This window comes from Leptospira fluminis (genome assembly GCF_004771275.1).
Taxonomy (GTDB): domain Bacteria; phylum Spirochaetota; class Leptospiria; order Leptospirales; family Leptospiraceae; genus Leptospira_B; species Leptospira_B fluminis.
The window spans coordinates 12,209-35,209 of sequence record NZ_RQEV01000009.1; the positions used below are offsets into that span (position 1 = coordinate 12,209).

The following is a 23,001-nucleotide window of genomic DNA, read 5'->3' on the forward strand; positions in this document are numbered from 1 at the left end:
TTTTGAAAACCCTATTTCGGAATCGTAATTCCGAACTATTGTCATCGAAACTCCTAAGCTAGATGTAAAAAAATAGAATGACGATCTTCTCATTTTTCTTTATACTTTTTACTGTTCCTCTGGACATACTAAGAGAGTCTGGTACAAAGAAATCTACAAGGAAGATCCTGAAAAGTGAATATAATCGAAGAGAAAAGGCCGCGAATCGGAAGAGGCACAGCAAAAACTTTTTCTCTTATTATTCCTTTTGCACTTTGGCTAGCGACTCCGATTGCTTCGAACCCTGTAGTTTCCAACCAAGTAGCGGACGTAATTCAGCTCACTCAGGAACTTTCTCCTCCTCAAAATATCAGTTCTAAAATCGAGTATCGTTATCGTGGCTCCCAATTCCTGAATTGTAAGTCCGAAACCATAGAAGCATTGAGCCGTATGGAATGGCATCATAACGCGGGAGAAGTCGTTCGAGTAAAACGGAATCCCAACGGGAATTGGCTTCGCTTCCGTTTGGCAAATTCCGGAGAGTTTGCGATTCATCGTACTTTGGTCTTGGGATGGTTGAACGTTCCCGATGCGGAACTGTGCTCTATCGATCTGCAAGGGAAGTTTGAAGCCGGTTTTGCGGGTTACGATGTGGATCCTCTTTGGGACGATCTGATCTCCCCTCTTCCTCATTTTAACATCCGTCTCGAGCCTAGGGAAGAGAGGACGTTTTATCTGTATGTCCGTTCCAACGAGGACATCAACTATCCGATCCGCCTTCGAACGGAGGCGGATTACATGATGGGGGTAAGATTGCGCTCCGTCATATTCGTGACCATGGGATTCGTTTTGCTTTTATCCCTAAGCTATAACTGTTTCTACTATATAAAAACCAGAAAGAGCGTCTTCTTATCCCTGCCCTTTTACCTTTTTTCGGTGGTTGTTACCCTGTATTTTCTTCATGGAAAGGAATTTGCTTCGATCGCGGGCAATGCGAACAACTTATTCCGACACAGTTATTTTCTATTTTTGGGAATCACCCATATCGCATTCTTCCTGTATCTATCCACTTGGGATAGAGAGGAGAGAGGGACGGTGTATCGGTCCCCTCTTTTCTGGATCGTATGCTTTGCGGGAGTTTTATACCCGCTGATTCCTCTTTACGAATTTTGGTACGACCATCGGATTCTGATTCTCGTGGCAAATTACGGTTTGATGATCTTATATTTCGTTAAAACGCATTTTTCTTTGGTTCGACCGAGGAGTGCCTACGATCTTCTCTTCTTATCCGTTTGGGGAATTTTCCTTATGCTAGATCTATACAAAACGATCTTTCATTTCGATTTTTACCCTTTCAATCGGATCGCGGTTTACGGCGTGTTATACTTTATCCCTTTCTTGACCGCTTTTTCCTCCCTATTATCAAGAGAGATTATCCGAAGAAGGGAGGAAGCGGAAGGCGCCTCTCGGAAATCGCACTTAACCTCTCTGGACGTGAATCATTTCGTCCAACGGATCCGCCAACTCTTGGAATCGGAAAAGATTTTTCTCACGAAATCCTTGAAAGAGGAGCACGTCGCCCGGGAGCTAGGAATTACGATCCACCAATTGTCCGAACTCATTAATACGGAATTCAAAACCAGTTTTCCATCTTTGATCAACCAATACAGGGTAGAGGAAGCGAAAAATCTGCTCATGGAACTTCCGGGAGAAAGCACTACCGAGATCGGTTCTCGTTCCGGATTCAGCTCCAGATCCGCTTTTTATTTGGAATTCAAAAAATTGACCGGAACGAACCCGAATTCGTTTAGAAAGGAAGTTTCGGGCGAGAAAGTAGCGTCGAGATAATCTATTTTTCGGTCTTCAAGCGTTGACTCGAAAATAGATTACGTCTCCGTCTTGGACTAGATATTCCTTTCCCTCTAGACGGAGCTTCCCTTCTTCCTTTACTTTGGCGGGGCTTGCGGTTCTGTCCAGATCTTCGAACTTCATCACTTCCGCGCGTATAAATCCTTTTTCAAAATCGGTATGAATGACCGAAGCGGCGATCGGTGCAGTGCTTCCTAAATCGGTGGTCCAGGCTCTCACTTCCTGCTCCCCCGCCGTGAAAAAAGTCAAAAGGCCGAGTAGCTTATAGGCGGCATGGATCATTCTGTCCAGACCGCTTTGAGTTTCTCCGATTTCGGTGAGGAACTCCGATTGTTCTTCCCTGGAAAGTCCGGAAATTTCTTCCTCGAATTTCCCGCAGAGAGTTACGACCTCCGCTCCTTCCTCTTGCGCCATTTTTTTTACGGCTGCAACCAACGGATTGTCCTTTTGAGTCGCTGCCTTGTCGCTGATATTTGCCACGTACATTACCGGTTTGGAAGTGATCAAGTTGAAGGTCTTGACGATCTTCTTCTCTTCCGGTTTGATCTCGGCTAATCTGGCCGGTTTGCCCGCTTTAAGAACGTTCAGGATTTTTTCCAGCACCGAGACCGTTTCTTGGGCTTCTTTGTTTCCCGCTTTCGCGTTTCTTGCGATCTTTTGGTGCTGTTTTTCGGCGGATTCCAAATCCGCGAAAATCAATTCCATGGTGACGACCTGCGCATCCTCTACCGGATTGATTTTACCGTGAACGTGGGTGATGTTTTCGTCCTCGAAAGCGCGTACTACGTGGCAGATCGCGTCCACTTCGCGGATGTGGGAAAGAAATTTATTTCCCAACCCTTCTCCCTGGCTTGCCCCTTTGACCAGGCCCGCGATGTCCACGAATTCCATAATTGCGGGAATTGTTTTTTGCGGTTTGTAAAGTTCGGCCAATCTTTCCAAGCGAGCATCCGGAACTTCCACGATTCCCTTATTCGGCTCTATCGTGCAAAACGGGTAATTTTGCATTTCCGCGCCCGCCTTAGTCAGCGCATTAAAGATGGTGGATTTTCCTACGTTCGGAAGACCTACGATTCCGCAATTGAGACTCATGAGGTCAATGTTCTTCGCCGCGAAAATATGTAAATTCGTTTGTTAGCTGGACAAGCGGCAGTGGTCTTATTCGAGAACCCAAGGTTTATTGGAATCCATGGAATTTAGGGAATAAGTTTCCTCCGCGATCCGGATCAATTTTCCGTTCCTGAAAAACAATTCCAACGCGACTAGTCTGAGGGAGTCGGGATTGACTCCGCAGCCGAACGTATATTCGCCCTCATAAAAACGCAACGGTCTAGAACCGGTCAGTAAAATCACCGAAGGCAGGGATCCGATTCCCTGGGCGCGTAAGGAACGAAGTTCTTCCGCAACCGGATTCGGATCCTCTTTCGAGGCAGGATCGAAATCTTGTATCAATAAAAAGTGATTTTCCATTTCACCGACCCATTTTAGGAGTTGGGACCTGAATTCTTTCCGAGCGGGGAGAGTGTCCGTGGAAGGTGAAAAGGCGGAGGAATAAAATAGAAAGTTTAAATTCGCTTCGGTTCTTGCGAGCGCTTGCGTGGGGCCTAGTACGGAGGAGGACGACGGTTTCGAGTTTTTCGAATCGGATTTTTTGTCTCTTCGGTTCTTCTTTTTGCGAGATGATTTCTCTCTGCCCTCGTTTTTGACGTTAGAAATCTTTTTCCTGGAAAGGTCCGCGGAAGCTCCGTCGAACATTATGTCGAATCCGATCGTATTACGGAGACGATTTCTTTCTTCTTCGGAATTCGCCGAGGTGATCGGAAAAGAACCCAGTAGAAACGCCCCTCCTCCTTCCGCCTGTTTCCTTTTTTTGTACGCTTTGTACCATAGTGAAAGATTCCTCTCCCAAACGGGGTCCTTTTCGGAGATTTTTTCCGGAGAGGGGCAGTAGACGATGATTCCAATCGGAACATCCTTTCTACTCTGTACTTCCGTTTGGGAGGAAATCGGAAGCGAAGAAAGTCCGAGAAGAAGGAAAGACAGAAAAATCCGAACGACCGGTTGGACCATGTTGATTTCTTCCTGCCTGACCAGTGTCCCGATCGTCCGTATTATGCCGTTTTTTCTTTTAATGAGGCGAAGAATTTCGCGAAGAATCCGGCTTCCTTTTCCCGGAATTCCTCCGTTCTACTGCGAAAATCGGGATCCTGTTCTTCCAAATGATGGTTCATTTCCCTAAGATGGTTTTCTTCCTCTTTCAGTATCGTTCGGAGAGAGATTCCGTTACCGCTTTCTCTCAGACAGGATTCGTATTCTTCATATACGATTCCTGCTCTTTCCTCGATCAACTTGGTGACGTACAGATAACAAAGAAATTTACGCGAAAAACTCGGAATTTCACGGGAGGAAAGTTCCCGATTCACCATGGAATCCAGTCTCTGAAAATAAAATACTGCGGAGGTCCCGACCAGTAACGAGCCTTCGTCGTAATTCTCCGATCCTTCCGGATGGACTTGCAAGGCCAATTTTTTAAAAAAGGCGGCGTGCCGAGCTTCCTCCGATGCGTGCCTCAGCACCATTTCGGAAATCGCAGTGCCGGTTTGGGAGGCGTGAATTTTCCGGGAACCTATATGCTCCAAGAGAGAAAGAGTATTCAACCATTTGGAGTGCACGCTCGGATTCTTCAAAATTCGGTTCAGAACCGTCCGTATTTCCTCTCTTTGTACCGGAGAAATACGCTTTCCCCCTAGCTTAGAAACCATATCTTCCGAGCATTTTTGATTCGCGGAAAAAATCATCCTTTTTCGAAACGAAAATCAAAAATCTGCTTCCTCGAACTTCGCTTTTTAAGATTTTGAAATCAATGATTTCTTCGGTACTAGATATCTTAGGCAAATACGGAAGATTCGTAAAATTTTCCCATACGCTCTTTGCTCTCCCCTTTGCTGGCATTGCATTCATTCTCGCTTTTTTAAGGACTCCGGGATTGACTCTCGGCGAATGGGGAATGAAATTTTTTTGGATTCTGGTTTGCATGATCGGAGCGAGAAGTGCGGCCATGGGTTTCAATCGGTGGGCGGATCGCGGTTTCGATTCCAAGAATCCGAGAACGGCAAACCGGGAGATTCCCGCTGGGAAAATTTCAGACGTAGCGGCGATTGTGTTCGTACTTTTGGCAGCCCTCCTTTTTTTTGTAGGGAGCTGGTTTTTGAATTCATTGTCTTTTTACTTGGCCGCCCCCACCCTATTTCTGCTTCTCACGTATTCTTATACCAAGCGTTTCACCTTCCTTTGTCATTTCTATCTGGGCCTTTCCATCGGACTAGCTCCGTTAGCGACTTGGATCGCGTTGCGTGAGGAGTTTTCCTGGATTCCGGTATTGTGGACGCTCGGGCTCGCATTCAATCTAGCCGGTTTCGATATTTTATACGCTTTGCAAGACAGGGATTTTGACGAGAGAGAAGGACTGCATTCTGTTCCGGTTTTTTTCGGACTGGAGAATTCCCTCTGGATTTCCAGGCTCTCTCATGTCTTATCTCTTTGTTTTTTGGCATGGGCGGGATATGAGTCGGGCCTGTCCGGGATCTTTTGGATCTTTTGGTTTGCGACCGGTTTCCTCATGGCGGGGGAACAATGGATCGCTAGAAAAAACGAGGATGGGATTTTTCCGCCCGCCTTTTACGGAATCCATTCCTGGATCTCCGTCGTACTCTTTGCGGGAATCCTGCTGGAAAAGTCGAGAGAAATCGCGGATTCCGTACGACAATTGGGAATCTGATCCGAAGGAGACACTGCCATGAATGAAAAATGCAAGCTGGTCGTGGCGATGGCCGGTGCGAGCGGTTCCATTTATGCGGCACGCTTTCTCAGGGCTCTTATGGAAATGGACGGAGAAAGTTGGATCGTCGCAAGCCCCGCTTCCGTTCGTGTCTTTCAGGAAGAATACGGAACGTCCGCCGCCAATGCGGAGGAGATTCTGGAATTCGTAGGTACATTATGGAAATCTAAACTAAAGCATAGGTTCCACGTTCGATCCTACGGGGATATCGGCGCCGACATCGCTTCCGGATCCAATACCTGGGAAGGGATGGTGGTCGTTCCCTGTTCGATGAAAACGGCGGCGTCCATTCGATCCGGAGTGACTGCGAATCTAATCGATCGTGCGGCCGATGTCAGCCTGAAAGAAAGAAGAAGATTGGTCCTCGTTCCGAGAGAGACTCCGTATAACAGGATTCATCTTCAGACTATGTTGGAACTTCATGATGCCGGAGCCGTCATCTTACCCGCATCTCCCGGCTTTTATCAGATGCCGAAAAGTTTGGACGATTTGGGAGATTTTATTGCCTCCCGTATTTTTAAGCTCTTGGGTAAGGAAGTGGATTTGTACCCTAGATGGAATCCGGAAACTCCGAAAAGCCACGGAACGAACCTGATTCTCTAGAGCTGCGGCTTTCCCTGTAAAATCCGAATCAGGAATTTACCGATTCGATCTGTTGGATCCGTTTGTTCAGAGAAGATGCGTCTTCGTATCTTTCGTATGAGATCGCGTTGAATTTTTGCAGGTACAACCCGATCAGTTCTTCTCCGGTTTGGCCGGGAACTTCCAGGGCCTTTCTGAAATTATGAAGATCGAATTCCGGGTGTTTCCCCGCGAAATTCTCCACCAATTTTTCCATGTGTAAAAGCGAAGCTTCTCTTGCGATACCGCTGGAGCGTCTTACTTTTAAGGATAAATTTGCCAAGGAATCCAGGTAATCGCGGACTCCTTCGGGCTCTTTTTCTCCGGGAGAATACGAGTTCCCTTCCCGATTCTTGCAGAGTTCCACGTAGCGGATCACTACGTTTTCGAAGTGATCCATTCTTTCCTTGATATAGGAATTGGAATCATCCTGTTCGACGGGCATTTCGAAATCTTTGATCTTGACTACGTCGTATTTATCGTAGTTATCCGAAATGATCCGTTTTAGATCTTCGTAACTGTCCAAAGAAACCGGGGGGAACGTCACTACGGGAAAGTTTTCCCCAATCCTTAAGAAGCTGACTACTACGTTGGATGCTATGATTTTTCCGCCCGGATAAAGAGGATTTTCTCCCACAACGTTACAGTAAACGATGAGGTTTCCGGATGGATTCTTTTCGGAGCCTTTCTCAAACTTCACTGTTTCCCTCTCCTGATATTAACAGACTGACGATCCGCTTTCATTCCCACTTTTTTATCTCTTCCTTGAGATTTTCTAGGACGTTTTTGTACGCTTGCGCGACTTTACCGTTCGGATCCTGGAACACGAGCGGCTTTCCGGATTCTCCCGCATTCATTAGATCCATAGTAAGAGGAATTCCGCCTAAGAATTTTGCATCGGTGCCTTTCGCCAGGATTTCCCCTCCTCCATGGGAAAAGATAGGAGTAGAATGGCCACAGTTCGGACACACAAATTCACTCATATTTTCCACAACTCCTAGGATGGGTACCTTTACCTGTTGGAACATGGAGGCAGCGCGATTCGCGTCTAGTAGCGCCACGGACTGAGGAGTGGTAACCAAAACGGCTCCGTCTAAATCAATCAATTGGGCTAGAGACAATTGTACGTCTCCGGTGCCTGGAGGAAGGTCGATAAATAGAAAGTCCAAGTCACCCCAGACGATGTCGTAAAGAAATTGTTCCACCGCTTTTCCGAGCATCGGTCCTCTCCAGACCACGGGTTGCTTTTCGTCTATTAGAAAGGAGAAGGAGATGATTTTCAATCCGTCCTTTTCCAAAGGATAAATCTTATCCTCTTCCGCTTTCAGGGCGACTCGACCGTTGACACCGAACATTTTTCCGATGGAGGGACCGTAAATATCCGCATCCATTACGCCTACTTTATAGCCCTGGGCCGCCGCGGCTGCCGCCAAGTTGACGGTGACTGTGGATTTTCCCACTCCTCCTTTTCCGGATCCGATCGCGATGACCTTTTGAACTCCTACGATCCGGTTCGAATCGTTCAGTTGGAGTTTGGGATCCACCTCGAACTTGATTTTGATCTTCCCGATCCCTTCCTTTTTGGACAAGGTTTGCCGGATCTGAGCTTCCAGCCCGATCTGAACCCTTCTGTCTTGGTTCGGAGTTTTGACTAGTATGTTCGTCTCTTCTTCCCCGACTTCGAGGGAAGCGACCATGCCTAAGGACACGATGTCTTTTTTCAGTTCCGGATGCTTGATTTTCGTGAGTTCTCTTTGAACTTCGATCGGTTGTATTTTGCCGGCCATTTTATTCCTTTTCTTCGTATAAGATCGTTGCTGCTTCCATAAACTTGGACGTCTGCTCCGAATAAGTGAAGCGTTTGATTTCCGGAGTTTTTTGTCCGGTTTCCAATAAGTGAAAACCGCATTCGTGCCTTAGATCGGAAGTCCGGGTACTGGAGGCGGAATTGATCACGTAGTACGGTTTCTTCTTTCCCGGTTTTTTGACCCAATTCGTATGTACATGTCCATGCAAATAAGCCAAGGGCGGGGATTCCCTTAGAATTTCGGCGATTTCCTCCCGATTCCTCATCCTATGTCCTGCCGATTCCTGACGTTCCGGAGGATTCCAAATCGGATGGTGGCACACGAATACGTATTGCATCATTCGATTCTCGTGCAGGAAATTCAAAGCTTGGCGGACGACTTTCGGATCCACGTAACCGTAAGCATTCAGCACCGATAAAGGCTTATTCGAATCCAACCCGATCAGACATACCTCTCCGATTTGTTTCCATCTTAGGTAACCGGAACTTCCGGGAACCTGTTCCCCCATCCATTGCGAAAAGAACTTTTCGTAATAAGGAACCGGTCCGCTCACTGCCGCACGCGTATAGCGGTCATGGTTTCCAGGAATCATAAACGTTTTTTCGTTTAACAAAGGTCGTAAATATTCCAAAGAGCCGAAGTATTCGGTCAAGTGAGAGACGTTAGTGATGTCTCCCGAGATTACGATCGCGTCCGGATCCAAAGAAAGTACGGTTTCCACAAGGGAATCCCATAACCGAAGGGGGTATTTCTTCCTACGTCGAAGGGAATAGTTTAAATACCCGGGTACCATCTTACCTTTGAGGCTCGTCAAAGGAAGGTGAACGGGAAAATGCAGGTCCGACAGATGGACCAATTTCACTCTGTTTTTTCCCTCCGGATCACTCCTAGGATCTCTCCTTTTGAAACGATGGAGCCTTTGTCCTTGAATATATCGGACAAAACGCCTTTGATTGGAGATTCCATCGGAAAAGAAGCTTTGTCTGTTACCAATTCGCAGACTTCTTGGCCTACTTCCACTGTTTCACCAGGACGAGCATTCCAACGAACCAGCTCGATTTTGTCGGTATCTCCCAGGTCGGGAGTGATCAGCTCGAAATCTTCGGTTTTTGCGGACATCTTCTTAAAACCAGCTTGCCGAACCGGGGTCCCGCAGCCATCGTGTACTAAATTTTCCAAGTTCCCTCTTATGGCAAACCAGAAATCTGTCCTCAAAGGGGCTGAAATCCTCCAAAACATCTCCGATCTTAAAAAGAGAAAATTCTTTCACCTTGAGTTGAAAGGACTTACGAAACCGACCCGGGACATACTTTCCGAGCTGGTAAACGGGATCTTAGACGAGATTGGAGCGAATCCCTTAGCGGCCTTCCACCTTTTCAGCGGGTTGATGGAAGCTCTCTTGAACGCGATTAAGGGTAATATCAGGCATATTATCTTTCGCGACGAATTACTGAAAAAACTTTCGAACCTAGGCGACACCCAAGAGGAAGCCGAGGAGCTTTTGGAAGTCATCTTAGACACGTCCCCTCTCCGGGATGCGATGCAAAGATATGTGGTTCCGGAAAAGATCAAAAGGCAGGTGCAAAACGTTCTCCAGTTGGAAGATCGGATCCGCGCCAAAAAACAGGTTCTTGTTCCGGAGGAAAAAGAGTTTCTTACGAACGTCCGGTCCAAATTGGAAAAGAACCGGATGAATATCTCCGTAAAAATCAGGATCACGGAGAGCGAATTGAATCTTAGGATTCGAAACGACTCTCCTATCCACAATATGGATTTCGGCAGGATAGAAGAATCCAGATTGAAACACAAAGAACTCTTCGACAAAGGAAACTCTGCGGATTTTTTCCGTCCGGAATTTTTGGACGAAAAGGAAAGCGCAGGATTCGGGATCGCGATGATCGACGAAGGCTTTTATACGATGGGCTTGAATCCGCTGGATCTTTTGACCATCACCACAGGTAGTAGAACCACCACAGTGTATATGAGATATCCGCTTTCTGCACTTAAGGAACTGGCCTTTTAATCGGGCCGGTTCCCTATAGGATATAGCGACTTAGATCCTTATCCTCTACGATTCCTTTCAGTTTGGATTCCACGTAGGCTTTATCCACTAAAACCTTCCTTTTATCCGGCGGGAGATCCGGACCGTCATAGCTGACATCTTCCAGTAATCTTTCCATGATGGTATTCAGTCTTCTGGCTCCGATATTTTCGTGTTTTTCGTTCATATCGTAGGCCATTCTCGCGATTTCCCGGATTCCATCTGGGGAAAAATCCACTTCGATTCCGTCCGTCTTTAACAGCGCTTGGTACTGTCGGGTCAAAGAAGATCTAGGAGCGGTCAGAATTTTTTCGAAGTCGTCCATGGACAATTTTTCCAGCTCCACTCGGATGGGAAAACGTCCCTGCAATTCCGGAATCAGATCCGAAGGCTTGGACATGTGGAAGGCTCCGGCGGCGATAAACAGAATATGGTCCGTCGCTATGGGACCGATTTTGGTGTTTACGGTAGCTCCTTCCACGATGGGCAAAAGATCTCGTTGGACTCCCTCTCTTGAAACGTCGGCTCCCACTCTTCCTTCTCGCCCCGCGATTTTATCTATCTCATCCAAAAAGACGATACCCATCTCTTCCAGACGTTTCTGTGCTTCCCGTTGGACCTTATCTGGATCCAAAAGTTTTTCCGCTTCGGATTCTTCCAATGCCTTGAGAGCTTCTTGGACGGGAAGTTTTCTTTTCTTCTGCTTTTTGGGCATCAGGTCACCTAGGACGTTCTGGATATGATTGTCTAGATCTTCCATGTTCCCGGCTCCGAAAACTTGGAGCATGGGCAAACCCTGAGTGCCCGCCTGCGGAAGATCCAGCTCCACTTCCTGGTTATCCAGTTTTCCGGAACGTAATTTCTTCCGCATCGTTTCTCTGGTTTCGGAAAAACGGCGCTTTCTTTCCTCTTCGTCCACAGTGGTCGCGAAACCGATGGAAGTAGTCTGCGGATCCGAAGCCGGCTTGATCGGAAACGGAAGCAGGATGTCCAACAAAGCCTCTTCCGCCCTTTCTTTCGCCTTGGCCTCCACTCCCTTCCGGAATTCTTGTTTTACCAAATTCAAGGAAACCATTGCCAGATCTCGGATGATACTTTCCACATCTCTGCCTACGTATCCGACTTCCGTGAATTTCGTACTTTCCACTTTCAGGAAAGGTGCGCCGCAAAGTTTGGAAAGCCTCCGTGCAATCTCGGTCTTCCCGACTCCTGTCGGCCCGATCATGATGATGTTTTTCGGATAGATTTCTTCGCGTAATTCGGGGTCTAGCTTCCTTCTGCGAGTCCTGTTTCGGAGCGCGATCGCGACGGCTTTCTTTGCGCTCTTCTGTCCAATGATATGCTCGTCCAGGCGCGCGACGATTTCTCTAGGAGTGAGATCTTCCTCTCTCAATCTAGGTTCGTCCGAAACTTCTTGAGAAACGGGATTCCTGTCGCTCATACGCTGATTTCCTCGACGATAATATTGTGATTCGTATAAATACAAATATCCGCCGCGATACGCATCGCTTCCTTTACGATTTGGGAAGGTTCCAGCGGGGTAGTTCCGTAGAGAGCTCTTGCCGCGGCGAGCGCATAGTTGCCCCCCGAGCCGATCGCCAAAATTCCGTCGTCAGGAGAGATCACGTCTCCGGTACCGGAGATTAAAAAGGAATCGTCCTTGTCCGCCACGATCAACATGGCTTCTAAACGACGGAGCATCCGATCCGTTCTCCATTCTCGAGCCAATTCTACGGCACTTCTGGAAAGACTTCCACCGAATTCGTGAACCTTCTTTTCGAATAATTCAAATAAGGTGAATGCGTCCGCGGCCGAGCCTGCAAAGCCGGAAACGATCCGATCTCCGTAGAGTTTTCGGACTTTTCTGGCGGAGTTTTTCATTACCGTATTTCCGAAGGAAACCTGGCCGTCTCCGGCTATGGCGACTTTTCCGTTCCGCCGGACGCAAAGGATGGTGGTCGCGTATATTTTGTTGGGATCATGATTCGATTCGTTTTGCATGAGGATGGGCCTTTCTATAAACCTCTTTGATCTTTTCCTTACTTACGCTCAGGTAAACCTGAGTAGTGGAAAGGGAGGAATGGCCCAAAAGCTCCTGAACCGCTCGAATGTCCGCTCCGGCGTCGAGCAAGTCCGTAGCAAAGGTGTGTCGGAATTTATGGGGAGTGATGGGTTTGTCCCATCCCATCCGTTTCCTTCTTTCGTTCAGAATATAACGGACCCCCCGTGTCGTCAGTTTCTTTCCCTTTTGGTTTAGAAAAATTTCTTCGCATTGCGGTCGGAAATTAGGACGGACTTCCAAATATGCGGATAGACTCTCCACCGCTTCCTTTCCTAAATAAGCGAATCTTTCCTTTCTACGCTTTCCTAAAACTTTTAGGATCGTACGATCCTGGGATAATCTAGTCAAAGTGGCATCCACCAATTCGAATACCCGTAAACCCCCGGAATATAGGACCTCTATGATCGCTTTGTCTCGGAGGTTCAGAATTTCCGACGTCCTACCTTCCTCCTCGAATTCCAGGATTTCTTCGGTTTCTTGGATGCGAAAATTTTTCGGAATCTGTTTCCGTGTCTTGGGAAATTGAACGGATAGGATAGGATTCGAAGGAACCTTTCCGTCGTTAAACATGACTTTATAAAAGGTTCTTAGGCTGGAAAGTTTACGGCTCTGGGTTCTTCGGTCTAACCCCTGTTTTAAGGATAGAAACGCGAAATAAGAACGTACGTCTACCGCTTCCAGGGTATAGATGTCGATTTGCTCGCTTTGACAGAATTCAAAGAAGGATTTTAAATCCAAGAGATATGCGTTTAACGTATTTTGTGAATAGTTCTTTTCTATACGAAGATACTCGTGGAATCTGTGAGCGGCTTTTGTCAGGATTTCGGAAGAGAATTTGGGGACCGCCAAGGTGTATTCGCTCACGTAAGGCTCCGTAAATCGTTTTTCCTCCGGAGAAAATTCCGTCCGTCCCGGAGTTAGTTTATTTATCGGAGGCTTTTTGAAAAAGGATTTCTCTTTCCCGAACCCAGTTCGCGATTTTTTCCTTGGATTCTGAAAACAAATCCGGAAGCCGTTCCCACTCCTCTTTGGTGAAATTCGACAAAACGTGGTCTGCCGTAAGGGAACTTTCTCCCGGCTTTCCCACTCCGAATCTCAATCGGAAAAAATTCGGGGATCCTAGTTTTTCGATGATGTCACGGAGGCCATTGTGTCCCCCATGACCGCCGCCTTGTTTGAATTTCAGTTTGGAAAACGGAAAGTCGACTTCGTCGTGCAATACCAGGATATTTTCAGGAGGAATTCCGTTTTTTCTCGCGGCCTCGGCGATTGCCCTGCCGGAAAGATTCATGTATTCCAAGGGTTTTAGAAGATAGAAGAAAATCCCATTTTTATCGATTTTGGTTTTTTCTTCCTTATTGGAATTTTGGAGAGAGGCTCCCCAATCTTTTGCCAGGTCGTCGAGCAATAGAAAACCCACGTTGTGCCGGTTCCTCTCATACTTGGCTCCGGGGTTTCCGAGACCGGCTATCAGAAGTTTTAGCTGTGCCATGCTTGCAGAATGATATTGAGCATTTTCTCCGTAGCTAAGACGGCGGCGATGGTCTGGTCGCAATGCACGCCTATGGTTTTAAAATTTTCCTCTTCTTGGTTTTCCGGGGCTCGGTTCCAGGTGATCATGGTTTCCACCAAGGCGTCCGTTTTTCCTCCGGGAGGAATTCTCACTTCGTAATCCACGAGTCGCGGCATATTGACTCCGGCCTGGTTTAGGATTCCTGCCAGGGCGGTCATGAATGCGTCGTACCCTCCGTCTCCTTCTCCCGATCCGGAGAATTTTTTCCCGTTGAATTCCAATTCCACTTGGGCGGTGGGTTTGGTCCCTAATCCGGAGTTCAGTCTGCAACCTGTGATTTTGAGAGCCTGCTCTCCGCTGGTACCGGAGACGTCCGCGATCAGGAACGGAAGATCTTCCGGAGTTACCGTCTTGTTTTGGTCGCCTAGCTCTATCACTTTTTCCAAAACTTTCCGTTCTATTTCGGGGGAAAGCACTAGACCTAGCTGTTTCAAGTTTTCCGAAATGCTCGCTTTTCCGGCAAGTTTTCCCAAAGCATAACTTCTCTTCCTGCCGAAACGTTCCGGAAGGATCGGGTTTGCGTATAGATTTCCTTTTTTGTCGCCGTCCGCGTGTACTCCAGCAGTCTGAGTGAAAACGTCTTCTCCTACCACCGGACGATTGGAGGAAATTCTTTTTCCGCTGAATGTCTCCACGAGTCGACTCGCTTCGGTGATGCACTTTTCATCCACTCCGGTGCGTACTTTTCCTTTGTCGTGCAATGCAGTGATCACCGCTTCCAGCGGGGAATTCCCGGCCCGTTCCCCTAACCCGTTCACGCTGACATGGACCCCTTTTGCCCCCGCCTTTACCGCGAACAGGCAGTTGGCAACGGAGAGATCATAGTCGTTATGACCGTGAAATTCGAAATGCAGATTCGGATGCCTTTTTACCAGACCTTCCACACCGGAAAAAGTTTCTTCGGGAGAAAGAACTCCCAGCGTATCCGGTAAAAAGATTTTTCCCACGGGTTCTTTGGAAAGATGCGCGACGAAATCGAAGACATACTCGGGGCTATTCAGATATCCGTTGGACCAGTCTTCCAGGTAAATATTCACGCTTAATCCGCTATCGACTGCATACCGGACCGTCTCCGAAACGTCCGAAAAGTGTTCCTCGGGACTCTTCATCAATTGTCCTGTGAGGTGTTTCAGGGAACCTTTCGTGAGAAGGTTCAAAGTTTTTGCACCGGACGCGAGAATCCAATCCACGCTGCGCCGCGAATCCACGAATCCGAGGATTTCGATCCTATCTCCCAAAGATTCGGACTCGGCCCATTGCATGATTCCTCGGACGCTTTCCAATTCTCCCTGAGATACCCTTGCGGACGCGATTTCCACCCTATCAACCTTCAGGTTTTGCAGTAGAAATTTTGCAATATTCAGTTTTTCTGATGCGGAAAAACTGACTCCCCGTGTCTGTTCCCCGTCCCTTAAGGTCACGTCGAGTATTTGGATGTTCGGTCGAAAATCGGTCATTTTAAATATTTCTTTAAGTCCTGCGCGGACGGGCCCAGAATTTCTATCAAAGTGGAGCCCGGATTGCCGATGGAAAGTCCGCCGTCCTCCAGGACTTTTAGGAAATCGTGATTCTGGATATACTCTTCGGTCATCCTTCTTAAGATTCCCTCTCCGATTCCATGCACTACTTCCACAAGCGTTTCTCCTTTTAGAAACGCCTCCTGAATACCCGAGTCTAGAACCCGATAGGCCTCTTCGAACCGAAGTTTACGTATGTAGATTACCTTCGGTCCTTTTGGCTTGCCGCCTTTCGAATGGTTCCCCTTTGGCATTCTAGGACCATCCTAGCAGCCGGAACCGAGGCGAAAAGAAAGAAATTGGATTTTCTGCTTTCCCTTTGAGGACCCCGTGATAGAGTTTCCTTTCTCAAAAATGGAACAAGGGATCCGGAAAACGTGACAGAAGAAACGGAACGCAAACTTCTCCGCTATACGGATAAAAGAAGGGCCGCGATTTGCGGAGGAACTCTCGGACGGGAAAACCGTTATTACATACGCGGCCAGGTTTTGGATCTTAGCATCACGGAAGAAATGAAGGATTCCTCCCGATGGAATCTTCTGACCGGTTTGTTCGAAGGCCAGGAAAAAGAGATTACGCCGTTTTTGGATTACGGGCTGGAATCCGTGCGAAAACCGATCCTTTTGGCCGAAATCGTGGACGAAACCGGAAAGATCGTTCATCGATCTCCGGAAATCCGGGGGGACGAAAGCGGGTTCTTTTTTCACGAGTTTACGTTTCCCCTGAAGCCCGGGAACTATATGTTCCACATTCATTTCCTAAAACCGGATTCCTACAGACAATTCGGGAAGGATTTGGCATACCTAAACGCCCCGGGAAAGCACGAGCTCGTCTCCCAGAGTTTGATCGGAATGGGCGCTTTGCGCATCCTACCGGAAGAGTATTCCGGACTCGTAACCACATCGGATATAGACCAAACCTATCTCGCGACGGATATTCATTCTAATAAAGGGAAGATTTCCACCCTATTCGAAACTCCGGAACAGAAATTGCCCTTACCGGGGATGCCCGCTTTTTTCCGGGAATTGAGGGAAAATACGAATGGGACCCCCCTCTGTTTTATTTCCGCCAGTCCTCATTTTTTTCGTAGGACTCTTTTACAAACGTTCCGGGCCCAAGGAATCAGAACGGAGTCCCTTCATTTGAAGTATTTGGAAGGCACTTTAAAAGGAATGGTGGATAAATTCTGGGACAGTCTCGCTCACCCTGCCCGCTTTTTGACCGACGGGATTTGGGGAGCCTTGGAAAGAGTTCGTAAATTCGCAGGGTCCTCCTTTCAGAGCCTCTTCGATCAACTGGCGTACAAACTTACGATTTTACTCAGGGACAGGATTTATCTACCTACCCAAGCAAAGGAAATCCTTCTCGGTGACAATACGGAAAGCGACTACCTGATTTTCACCCTGTACCAACTGATTCTTACGGGCGCCATGGAAGGAAAGGAACTTGAGGATTATCTTTACCGTCTGAATTTTTTGGGAAGGGACGCGATCACTCGGGATAATGCCAAGCTCATCCGGGAATTGGCGGAGGAAAATCGGAGCATTCACGGGAATTTGAATCCTGTGGAAATCGTGTTGATCAACAAGACCGAAATGGGACCATCCACCGAAGAGATGAGATGGAACGTACAGAGCGCTCTTCCTTCCGGAATCGATCCTTGGAAAATGCCGGGAATCAAGCCCTACGTCGCCACGGACGGAGCGTTAGGATTTTCATTGCTCCTGGTTCATTACGGAATTCTGGATCTTTCCTCCGTATTGAAGATCGCGGGGGAAATGGCGGGGGAATGGTTCGAGGGAAAAGTCATAGACCCGAACAATTTGATGGAAATAGCTCGGAACATAGAGGTGCCCAAGGCAGTATCGGAATTGCATTCCGATTTTCTAATCACTCTGGATCGCGCTTTGAACCAATGACCTTGGAATCTCTCGATTTCTTTCCGTACTTCAAATACAGAAATCCCAAAAGAGCGACGATCAATAAACCTGTGATGATCTGGTTATAGACGGTCAGGAATTCCAATACCAATTCCCAATGCTTTCCGAGATAAAATCCCGCTCCGATGAGGATCCCGCACCAAACGGAAACACCTAATGTAAAACAAGCGAAGAAAAGCAGAGAATTCATTTCCACGATTCCCGCTATGATCGAAACGAAGAAGCGGATTCCCGCCGAAAAACGCGAAAAGATTACGACTACGACGCTGTTTCTGGAAAACCAGGCCAGGGTTTTTTGTATGGCTTCCTCGTCGTATAAATCCGCCTTAAAGGGAAAGGTTTTGTGTTTCAGCCAGTTTAAAAGACGGTGGCCGAAGGAATACATGATCCAGGCTCCCGCTAGATTTCCGACGAGCGTGCTCGTAGCCAATCCCCAGAATCCGATCGAACCTTTCGCTAGGAGAAAACCTCCGAAAGCGTTGACCGTGTCTCCCGGCCAAGGCGGAAAAACGTTTTCGGTCAGATTGGAAAACGCGAAGAAGAACCAGACTAAAATCGAGGGAAGACTCGCTACCCAGTCCAGGAGCTGTTGGAGACTAGATTCGAATCCTACCATTTGGGCTTAAGAAAAAGATTGTCAAAGAGGGAGCGTTTGGTTCAACTAAAATTCGTGCGTCTTCTTCATTTCCTTTGCAACGGAATCTTTTTCTGCTTTTTGCTTTTCGGTGCCCTTGTCCCGGTTCTCGCGGAACAGGAGACCGTCCCCTCTCTTTTCGATCAGGATCCTCCGACTCGAAAGCTTCCGAAGGAAAAAGCCAGGATTTTCAGACACAACCGTTTAACGTACCAGGAAAATCCATACAAAGCGCCTGCCTCGATTCCTTCCGATTTCGTTCCGAAGGATTCCAAGATTCTGTATTCTACGGAATTAAGATCGGAGCGTATTTTCGAAATCAGGGAATCGGCGGTGGTGCTGAATCACCCCTTGTCTAAGCCTCGTATGGAAATCTATTACGAAACCGTTTTCGGCTTTTTGAATTTCAAGGTGCTTCAAAACCAGAAATCTCCCGAAAAAAGTCTGTATTTGGTGGAAGGAATGAATCGGAAGACCGTGGCCATCTCCATCTCTCCGGACGGGCCCGGCTCCACGGTCAAACTTTTCTATCGCAAATCCGGAGGTTTTTGATGGCATTCAGAACGGGAGCCGACGATCCGAATAGAACCGCTTTCAATATTCTTTTAGGGGTGTTGTTTATCGGTGCGGGAACGCTTTTGTTCGCCGTTCTCCGGCCTTATTTTTATTCTTTCTTAGTCGCACTCATCCTGTACTTGGCCACAAGAAAGCAGTACAAACAGTTGCGTAAATTGGTGGGGCTGAAGTTGGATTTTTTGGCCCCCTGGATCATGATCGGATTCGTATGCATGATCGTCCTGTTGCCCTCCTATTTCGTGATTCGCACTCTGATCGACGAGTCCTTGTCCATACTATTCAAGATCCGGATTTCCCTTTCGGAGGATAAGATCATCGAGACCTTGATGAGCCTGAATATGCTGACGGATCTGATTACGGATAATCCGTTCTTTTGGGTCAAATTGCCGGAGATTTACGGTGATTTCGCGCGTAGTTATATAGACATATTGAATTTGGACAGCCTCTACGCCGTATTGAGCAACGCTTCCTCTCTGATTCTCGGTTCCATCGATCTGCCTGCCGGGATCATCATGAATCTGTTTTTTTCTCTCCTTCTGCTTTTCTTTCTGTACCAGGACGGGAGGAAGGTGGAGAGATTCATTCTGGACAATCTTCCTTTTTCCCGCGAACTGGAGGAACAGGTGGGAAGAAAGATCGCCTCTGCGGTCCAGACGGTGTTTCGCGGGAATTTGATCGTCTCCATCATGCAGGGAGCGGCGGTATACGTTCTGCTCGTATTCGCCAGGATTTCGAATCCTTTCCTCTACGCTAGCTTGGCTGCCTTCTTTTCCATAATCCCCGTGATCGGTACTTCCGTAGTCTGGCTGCCGATCGGACTCTATATTATGTTTATTGAAAATAATATCTGGGGAGCAGGTCTTTTTATGGCTGCCGGCCTTACGTTCTACCTTGCTTTGGAAAATGTCGTAAAACCCAAAATGCTGGATAAAAAGCTGCGCATTCACCCGTTACTCATTTTTCTTTCCTTGATCGGGGGAATACAGCAATTCGGAATTATGGGGCTGGTATTAGGTCCAGTAGCTGTGACCTTGGTCGTAATCCTCTGGGATTTTTGGAAACTCTACCGAAAAGATTTTTTCGCCCGATGAGGATCGGATAAACGAATTTTCGTGGAAGATTCAAAGCCTCTTTCCGTTTCGGAAGTCAATTCCATAGTCAAGCAGCTCCTGACAGGTCCCGACCTGTTACGGAATATCTGGGTACAGGGGGAAATATCCAATCTTTCTAGATCCCACCAAGGACATATTTATTTCAATTTAAAGGATCCGAAATCCCTTTTGGCCTGCACTTTCTTTTCTTATAGCAACGGAAGGTATAAGGGGCGCCCCCTGGAAAACGGGATGGAGGTCCGGGCTTACGGAAGCATCTCCGTGTACGAACCCCGTGGACAGTACAACTTAAACGTGTCGAGGGTGGAGGAAGTAGGACAAGGGGATCTACTCGTAAAAATAGAGGAGCTGAAGCGAAAGCTCGCCTCGCGAGGAGTCTTCGATCCTGAAAAAAAGAGAGAGCTCCCTGCCTTCCCCTGGACGATAGGAGTCGCCACCTCTCCTACCGGAGCCGCGATCGAGGACATTATTCGGATCGCCAAACAAAGGTTTCCTAAAATCAATATTCTGATTTCCCCCTGTCTGGTGCAAGGCGACGGAGCTCCCGAGTCCATCGTCAGCGCGATTCGGGAATTGAACGATCCGGCCTGGGCAGCGGATGTGATCATCGCGGGAAGAGGAGGCGGAAGCTTCGAGGACTTGATGGCTTTTAACGACGAAAGGGTCGTCCTTGCTTTTGCTGAATCTCGAATCCCGATCATTTCCGCAGTCGGACACCAGATCGATTCGGTGCTTTCCGACTTGGCTGCCGACGCGTTCGCACCCACTCCGACCGCAGCCGCCGAAATCGCGGTTCCGGAAATGGAAGTCGTCGAATCGGAACTTTCCGAATTCGGAAGTCGCTTGGAATCCGCGCTGAAAAACCAGATGCGAAACTTAAATGAGAGGCTCCGGATTTTGACGAACAAAATGGTATTTACCGATCCGAAATCCATGTTGAACGATCGAATTCTCCGTTTGGACGAAACCGGCTCTCGGATACAGCTTTTAGGACGGAATTTTTTAATGCAAGCCCGAGCAAAACTTCTGCCCTTATCCACAGGGCTTCCTCTGACCTTTCGAGCGTTATTGGAAAGAAAAAGAAAGGAATTCGAATTGCTCGCCGGAAAGATCGAGGGACTTTCTCCCTTAGGAACCCTAAGCCGAGGATATGCCGTTTTACGTACCCGCGAGAAACAGGTCGTGACTTCTCCGGCGGAAGTGAAAATAGACGAAGAACTCGAAGTGATCCTTTCCGGAGGAAGGCTTCGAGTCGTAAATCGAGGTGAATTGAATGGCAAAGAAAATTGATATCAGTTTCGAACAGGCTTTATCCGAATTGGAACAGATCGCGGAGAGACTGGAAAGAGGCCAATTGACTCTGGAAGAGTCGATCAAGGCATATGAGCGCGGTATGGAGTTGAGAGGTCTCTGCCAAGGGATCTTGGCAGAAGCGGAAGGCAAAATCGAATACCTGTCCAAAAACGCTTCCGGAGAGTCGCAAAAGAAAACGGCCCTTCCCAAAAGCGAGTCGTCCGGCAGGGCAGTCTCTCCTCCCCCGGCCGAAGAAGAAGAGCTTTTCTAAATAGTTGTAGCCGCGAGAAATACAAGCTTCCGATTCATGCGATTTCCATATGAAATTTAGTCATTTTTTTGTTGATTTATTTTTTAAAAGTGATTTCCTTCCGAAATTCTTTGATTTTGGGAGAGAAAACCTATGGAAGGAAATTCCGGAGTAGGAATTGTCGGGATTCTAGTCTATGCAGTGATCATCGTCGCGTTTTTGGCAGCGAACTGGGTGATCTTTCAAAAAGCCGGTAAACCGGGCTGGGCGGCGATCATTCCGATCTACAACCTAGTGGTTTTGCTGGAAATCGTGGGTAAACCGGTATGGTGGATCGTATTGTTTCTGATTCCTTGCGTTAACTTGGTCGTATTTATCTTGGTAGCTATCGAGTTGGCCAAAGCGTTCGGAAAATCCGCCGGATTTGCCGTTTTATTCTTCATACTCGGAATCGGTTATTTCATCCTCGCCTTCTCCGATGCAAAATACCAGGGTCCTGCAAAAGCCTGATTCTTCGATTATTTCGAAAAGCCTTCCGATCTTTTCGGTCGGCTTTTCGAAGATTTTCGACCGAATTAGAGCATTTCCGAATCTATCATTCTCAGTCGGCATCCTTGCTGCCGTTATGATTTCTCGTATTTTAAGCTTGGATACGGAATCCGAATATTGGTTTACTCTTTGCTGGTGGAAACAATGGTTCGAAACGGATTGCATCGGATGCGGTATGGGCAGAGCAATCGTATGTTTTTTCAGAGGGGAATTCGCAAGATCTCTGGAATACCATCCGATGGGAGTTCCCACAGGAATCGGATTTTGCCTCCTGCTCTTCGCTTATACCAGGGCGGATTCCGAGCGATGGAGGACTTTTCTGGACGGAAGAACATTCAACGCTTGTATGTTCCTGTACGGTTTTTGCATGGTCGCCTGTTTTCTGTACAGGAAATTCTGAACTTTCCTCTATTGAACGGTTAAGGTAAACCCTCCTCCCGTAGAAACGGGAACTACCACGCACCGAATCGCAAGATTTGCGGTTGGCACGCCTGAAATCGAATCGTTTCCTGCGTTCTCGCTTCGGTACTCTACCTGACTAAAATCGGAAGGGGTCATACTATAACCGGAGGCTCCGATCCATAGATCCGCTTCTCCCGAGCTGACGGAAACCGTAAAGGTTTCGGTCGCCGTATTGTCTCCGGTAAATTTGTAAAAATAATACGTATAATTTTGGCTCGTAATCGTAACGGAACTTCCTCTCACGATATTGGGTACGGAGGAATCCGCGCATCCCCCCGTGGGGTTCGGGGTAAAGCTGGCTCCATAAGCGGAGTATAGCAAAGCGGCGGCCGAATCATTTTCCGTTGTAGAGCTGCTTTTGCTATGACAAGTCGCTAAGAACGCCGGTAGAAGAAAGAGTAGGATCGGAAAGGTCTGAAATTGCACTAGGTCTCTCAAAAAAAACGAAACAATACCAGTTGGATCCGCTTCTCGCAAGTTCGGCTCCCTAAAAAGAGAGTTTGAGTGCAAAAACTTTTCATTTTTTGCAAGTTCTGAAAAAGAAAAGGCCCTCTCCTATTTTTAAGGGAAAATCGGAAAAAAGAACAAAGGACTAAACAAACGACGGCGGTTTCTCGTCTAAGAGAATACACTAAATCGCAGTAGAGAAATCAGGATTTCTACAGGATTTGGAGGAAAAAGGAAGGAAAAATCGGGATGCTCCCCCTGCTGGGCTCGAACCAGCGACCCAATGATTAACAGTCATTTGCTCTACCGACTGAGCTAAAGGGGAGTTTCCTCGGTACGAGGCCCATTTTTTCGAATTGGGGTAGGTTGGCAATGAAAATTCTTTGAGACATAGGCGTTTTTCCCTTCTTTCTTCCGATGAAAATTATAG

Annotated in this window: 26 protein-coding genes and 1 tRNA gene; 11 read left to right on the top strand and 16 right to left on the bottom strand. The window is 47.5% G+C overall.

Annotated elements, in window-relative coordinates; genetic code table 11:
- The first annotated feature begins 237 nt into the window (after positions 1-237).
- On the top strand, positions 238-1,827 hold the full coding sequence (locus tag EHO61_RS08155; RefSeq protein WP_425460343.1) for a helix-turn-helix domain-containing protein: 1,590 nt from the start codon (positions 238-240) through the stop codon (positions 1,825-1,827).
- 15 nt (positions 1,828-1,842) lie between these two features.
- Here EHO61_RS08155 and ychF read toward each other — a convergent pair whose 3' ends face one another.
- The 3 genes from ychF to EHO61_RS08170 form a co-directional block, all read right to left on the bottom strand.
- Positions 1,843-2,940, bottom strand: a complete 1,098-nt coding sequence (gene ychF / locus EHO61_RS08160) for a redox-regulated ATPase YchF (protein WP_135813147.1) — start codon at positions 2,938-2,940, stop codon at positions 1,843-1,845.
- 66 nt (positions 2,941-3,006) lie between these two features.
- Positions 3,007-3,918, bottom strand: coding sequence for a hypothetical protein (locus EHO61_RS08165; protein ID WP_135813148.1), 912 nt, complete (start codon positions 3,916-3,918; stop codon positions 3,007-3,009).
- A gap of 41 nt (positions 3,919-3,959) precedes the next feature.
- Positions 3,960-4,610: a hypothetical protein gene (locus tag EHO61_RS08170; RefSeq protein ID WP_135813149.1), complete on the bottom strand. Its 651-nt coding sequence runs from the start codon at positions 4,608-4,610 to the stop codon at positions 3,960-3,962.
- 101 nt (positions 4,611-4,711) lie between these two features.
- On the opposite strand from EHO61_RS08170, the gene EHO61_RS08175 reads away from it, so the two are divergent.
- Together EHO61_RS08175 and EHO61_RS08180 are read left to right on the top strand one after the other, a co-directional pair.
- Positions 4,712-5,626 carry a UbiA-like polyprenyltransferase gene (locus EHO61_RS08175; RefSeq protein ID WP_135813150.1) on the top strand — a complete coding sequence of 305 codons (915 nt, stop codon included), beginning with the start codon at positions 4,712-4,714 and terminating at the stop codon, positions 5,624-5,626.
- Between the two features lie 18 nt (positions 5,627-5,644).
- Positions 5,645-6,289, top strand: a complete 645-nt coding sequence (locus EHO61_RS08180) for a UbiX family flavin prenyltransferase (RefSeq protein ID WP_135813151.1) — start codon at positions 5,645-5,647, stop codon at positions 6,287-6,289.
- Between the two features lie 28 nt (positions 6,290-6,317).
- Here EHO61_RS08180 and EHO61_RS08185 read toward each other — a convergent pair whose 3' ends face one another.
- The 4 genes from EHO61_RS08185 to EHO61_RS08200 are packed head-to-tail and all read right to left on the bottom strand — an operon-like array spanning position 6,318 to position 9,234.
- Positions 6,318-7,007, bottom strand: a complete 690-nt coding sequence (locus tag EHO61_RS08185) for a hypothetical protein (RefSeq protein ID WP_135813152.1) — start codon at positions 7,005-7,007, stop codon at positions 6,318-6,320.
- 40 nt (positions 7,008-7,047) lie between these two features.
- On the bottom strand, positions 7,048-8,094 hold the full coding sequence (locus tag EHO61_RS08190) for an Mrp/NBP35 family ATP-binding protein (RefSeq protein WP_135813153.1): 1,047 nt from the start codon (positions 8,092-8,094) through the stop codon (positions 7,048-7,050).
- A gap of 1 nt (position 8,095) precedes the next feature.
- Entirely contained in the window at positions 8,096-8,977 is an 882-nt protein-coding gene (locus EHO61_RS08195) for a metallophosphoesterase family protein (RefSeq protein WP_135813154.1), read from the bottom strand.
- Positions 8,974-9,234 carry a lipoyl domain-containing protein gene (locus tag EHO61_RS08200; RefSeq protein ID WP_135813155.1) on the bottom strand — a complete coding sequence of 87 codons (261 nt, stop codon included), beginning with the start codon at positions 9,232-9,234 and terminating at the stop codon, positions 8,974-8,976. Before EHO61_RS08200 ends, EHO61_RS08195 begins: the two co-directional genes overlap by 4 nt.
- Before the next feature lie 70 nt (positions 9,235-9,304).
- On the opposite strand from EHO61_RS08200, the gene EHO61_RS08205 reads away from it, so the two are divergent.
- On the top strand, positions 9,305-10,138 hold the full coding sequence (locus EHO61_RS08205; protein ID WP_135813156.1) for a hypothetical protein: 834 nt from the start codon (positions 9,305-9,307) through the stop codon (positions 10,136-10,138).
- A gap of 13 nt (positions 10,139-10,151) precedes the next feature.
- Here EHO61_RS08205 and hslU read toward each other — a convergent pair whose 3' ends face one another.
- Genes hslU through EHO61_RS08235 form a run of 6 tightly spaced genes read right to left on the bottom strand, consistent with a single transcriptional unit; the run spans position 10,152 to position 15,562 of the window.
- Positions 10,152-11,597 (bottom strand): ATP-dependent protease ATPase subunit HslU, encoded by a 1,446-nt coding sequence (hslU, locus tag EHO61_RS08210; protein ID WP_135813157.1) that lies wholly within the window; start codon positions 11,595-11,597, stop codon positions 10,152-10,154.
- Entirely contained in the window at positions 11,594-12,157 is a 564-nt protein-coding gene (gene hslV / locus EHO61_RS08215; RefSeq protein WP_135813158.1) for an ATP-dependent protease subunit HslV, read from the bottom strand. The genes hslU and hslV overlap by 4 nt, the downstream gene beginning before the upstream one ends.
- Positions 12,135-13,082 (bottom strand): tyrosine-type recombinase/integrase, encoded by a 948-nt coding sequence (locus EHO61_RS08220; protein WP_135813159.1) that lies wholly within the window; start codon positions 13,080-13,082, stop codon positions 12,135-12,137. The genes hslV and EHO61_RS08220 overlap by 23 nt, the downstream gene beginning before the upstream one ends.
- Positions 13,083-13,140: 58 nt before the next feature.
- Positions 13,141-13,710 carry an aminoacyl-tRNA hydrolase gene (gene pth / locus EHO61_RS08225; protein ID WP_135813160.1) on the bottom strand — a complete coding sequence of 190 codons (570 nt, stop codon included), beginning with the start codon at positions 13,708-13,710 and terminating at the stop codon, positions 13,141-13,143.
- Positions 13,698-15,248 carry a (R)-citramalate synthase CimA gene (gene cimA, locus EHO61_RS08230; RefSeq protein ID WP_135813161.1) on the bottom strand — a complete coding sequence of 517 codons (1,551 nt, stop codon included), beginning with the start codon at positions 15,246-15,248 and terminating at the stop codon, positions 13,698-13,700. Before cimA ends, pth begins: the two co-directional genes overlap by 13 nt.
- On the bottom strand, positions 15,245-15,562 hold the full coding sequence (locus EHO61_RS08235; RefSeq protein WP_135813162.1) for a Smr/MutS family protein: 318 nt from the start codon (positions 15,560-15,562) through the stop codon (positions 15,245-15,247). The genes cimA and EHO61_RS08235 overlap by 4 nt, the downstream gene beginning before the upstream one ends.
- A 123-nt stretch (positions 15,563-15,685) precedes the next feature.
- Between EHO61_RS08235 and EHO61_RS08240 the strand changes: the two genes are divergently transcribed.
- Complete coding sequence (locus EHO61_RS08240; protein WP_135813163.1) at positions 15,686-17,227, top strand: phosphatase domain-containing protein; 1,542 nt, start codon at positions 15,686-15,688, stop codon at positions 17,225-17,227.
- On the opposite strand, the gene EHO61_RS08245 is transcribed toward EHO61_RS08240, so the two are convergent.
- The gene (locus EHO61_RS08245; protein ID WP_135813164.1) at positions 17,199-17,864 is read right to left on the bottom strand and encodes a DedA family protein; all 666 of its coding nucleotides are present in this window, start codon (positions 17,862-17,864) and stop codon (positions 17,199-17,201) included. The genes EHO61_RS08240 and EHO61_RS08245 overlap by 29 nt on opposite strands.
- Here EHO61_RS08245 and EHO61_RS08250 point away from each other — a divergent pair.
- The 6 genes from EHO61_RS08250 to EHO61_RS08275 all read left to right on the top strand — a co-directional run bounded on the left by EHO61_RS08250 (position 17,838) and on the right by EHO61_RS08275 (position 22,062).
- Entirely contained in the window at positions 17,838-18,434 is a 597-nt protein-coding gene (locus tag EHO61_RS08250; RefSeq protein ID WP_246032051.1) for a hypothetical protein, read from the top strand. The two genes, EHO61_RS08245 and EHO61_RS08250, sit on opposite strands and share 27 nt — an antisense overlap.
- Complete coding sequence (locus tag EHO61_RS08255; protein WP_135813165.1) at positions 18,434-19,549, top strand: AI-2E family transporter; 1,116 nt, start codon at positions 18,434-18,436, stop codon at positions 19,547-19,549. The genes EHO61_RS08250 and EHO61_RS08255 overlap by 1 nt, the downstream gene beginning before the upstream one ends.
- Before the next feature lie 21 nt (positions 19,550-19,570).
- Positions 19,571-20,860, top strand: a complete 1,290-nt coding sequence (gene xseA, locus EHO61_RS08260) for an exodeoxyribonuclease VII large subunit (RefSeq protein ID WP_135813166.1) — start codon at positions 19,571-19,573, stop codon at positions 20,858-20,860.
- Complete coding sequence (locus EHO61_RS08265) at positions 20,844-21,134, top strand: exodeoxyribonuclease VII small subunit (protein WP_135813167.1); 291 nt, start codon at positions 20,844-20,846, stop codon at positions 21,132-21,134. The genes xseA and EHO61_RS08265 overlap by 17 nt, the downstream gene beginning before the upstream one ends.
- Before the next feature lie 132 nt (positions 21,135-21,266).
- Complete coding sequence (locus tag EHO61_RS08270; protein WP_135813168.1) at positions 21,267-21,623, top strand: DUF5684 domain-containing protein; 357 nt, start codon at positions 21,267-21,269, stop codon at positions 21,621-21,623.
- A gap of 115 nt (positions 21,624-21,738) precedes the next feature.
- Positions 21,739-22,062: a DUF2752 domain-containing protein gene (locus tag EHO61_RS08275; protein WP_246032052.1), complete on the top strand. Its 324-nt coding sequence runs from the start codon at positions 21,739-21,741 to the stop codon at positions 22,060-22,062.
- 8 nt (positions 22,063-22,070) lie between these two features.
- Here the strand turns inward: EHO61_RS08275 and EHO61_RS08280 are convergent, their stop codons facing one another.
- Positions 22,071-22,550, bottom strand: a complete 480-nt coding sequence (locus EHO61_RS08280; RefSeq protein WP_135813264.1) for a hypothetical protein — start codon at positions 22,548-22,550, stop codon at positions 22,071-22,073.
- Between the two features lie 273 nt (positions 22,551-22,823).
- Positions 22,824-22,896 (bottom strand) — tRNA-Asn (locus tag EHO61_RS08285).
- Positions 22,897-23,001: the final 105 nt, after the last annotated feature.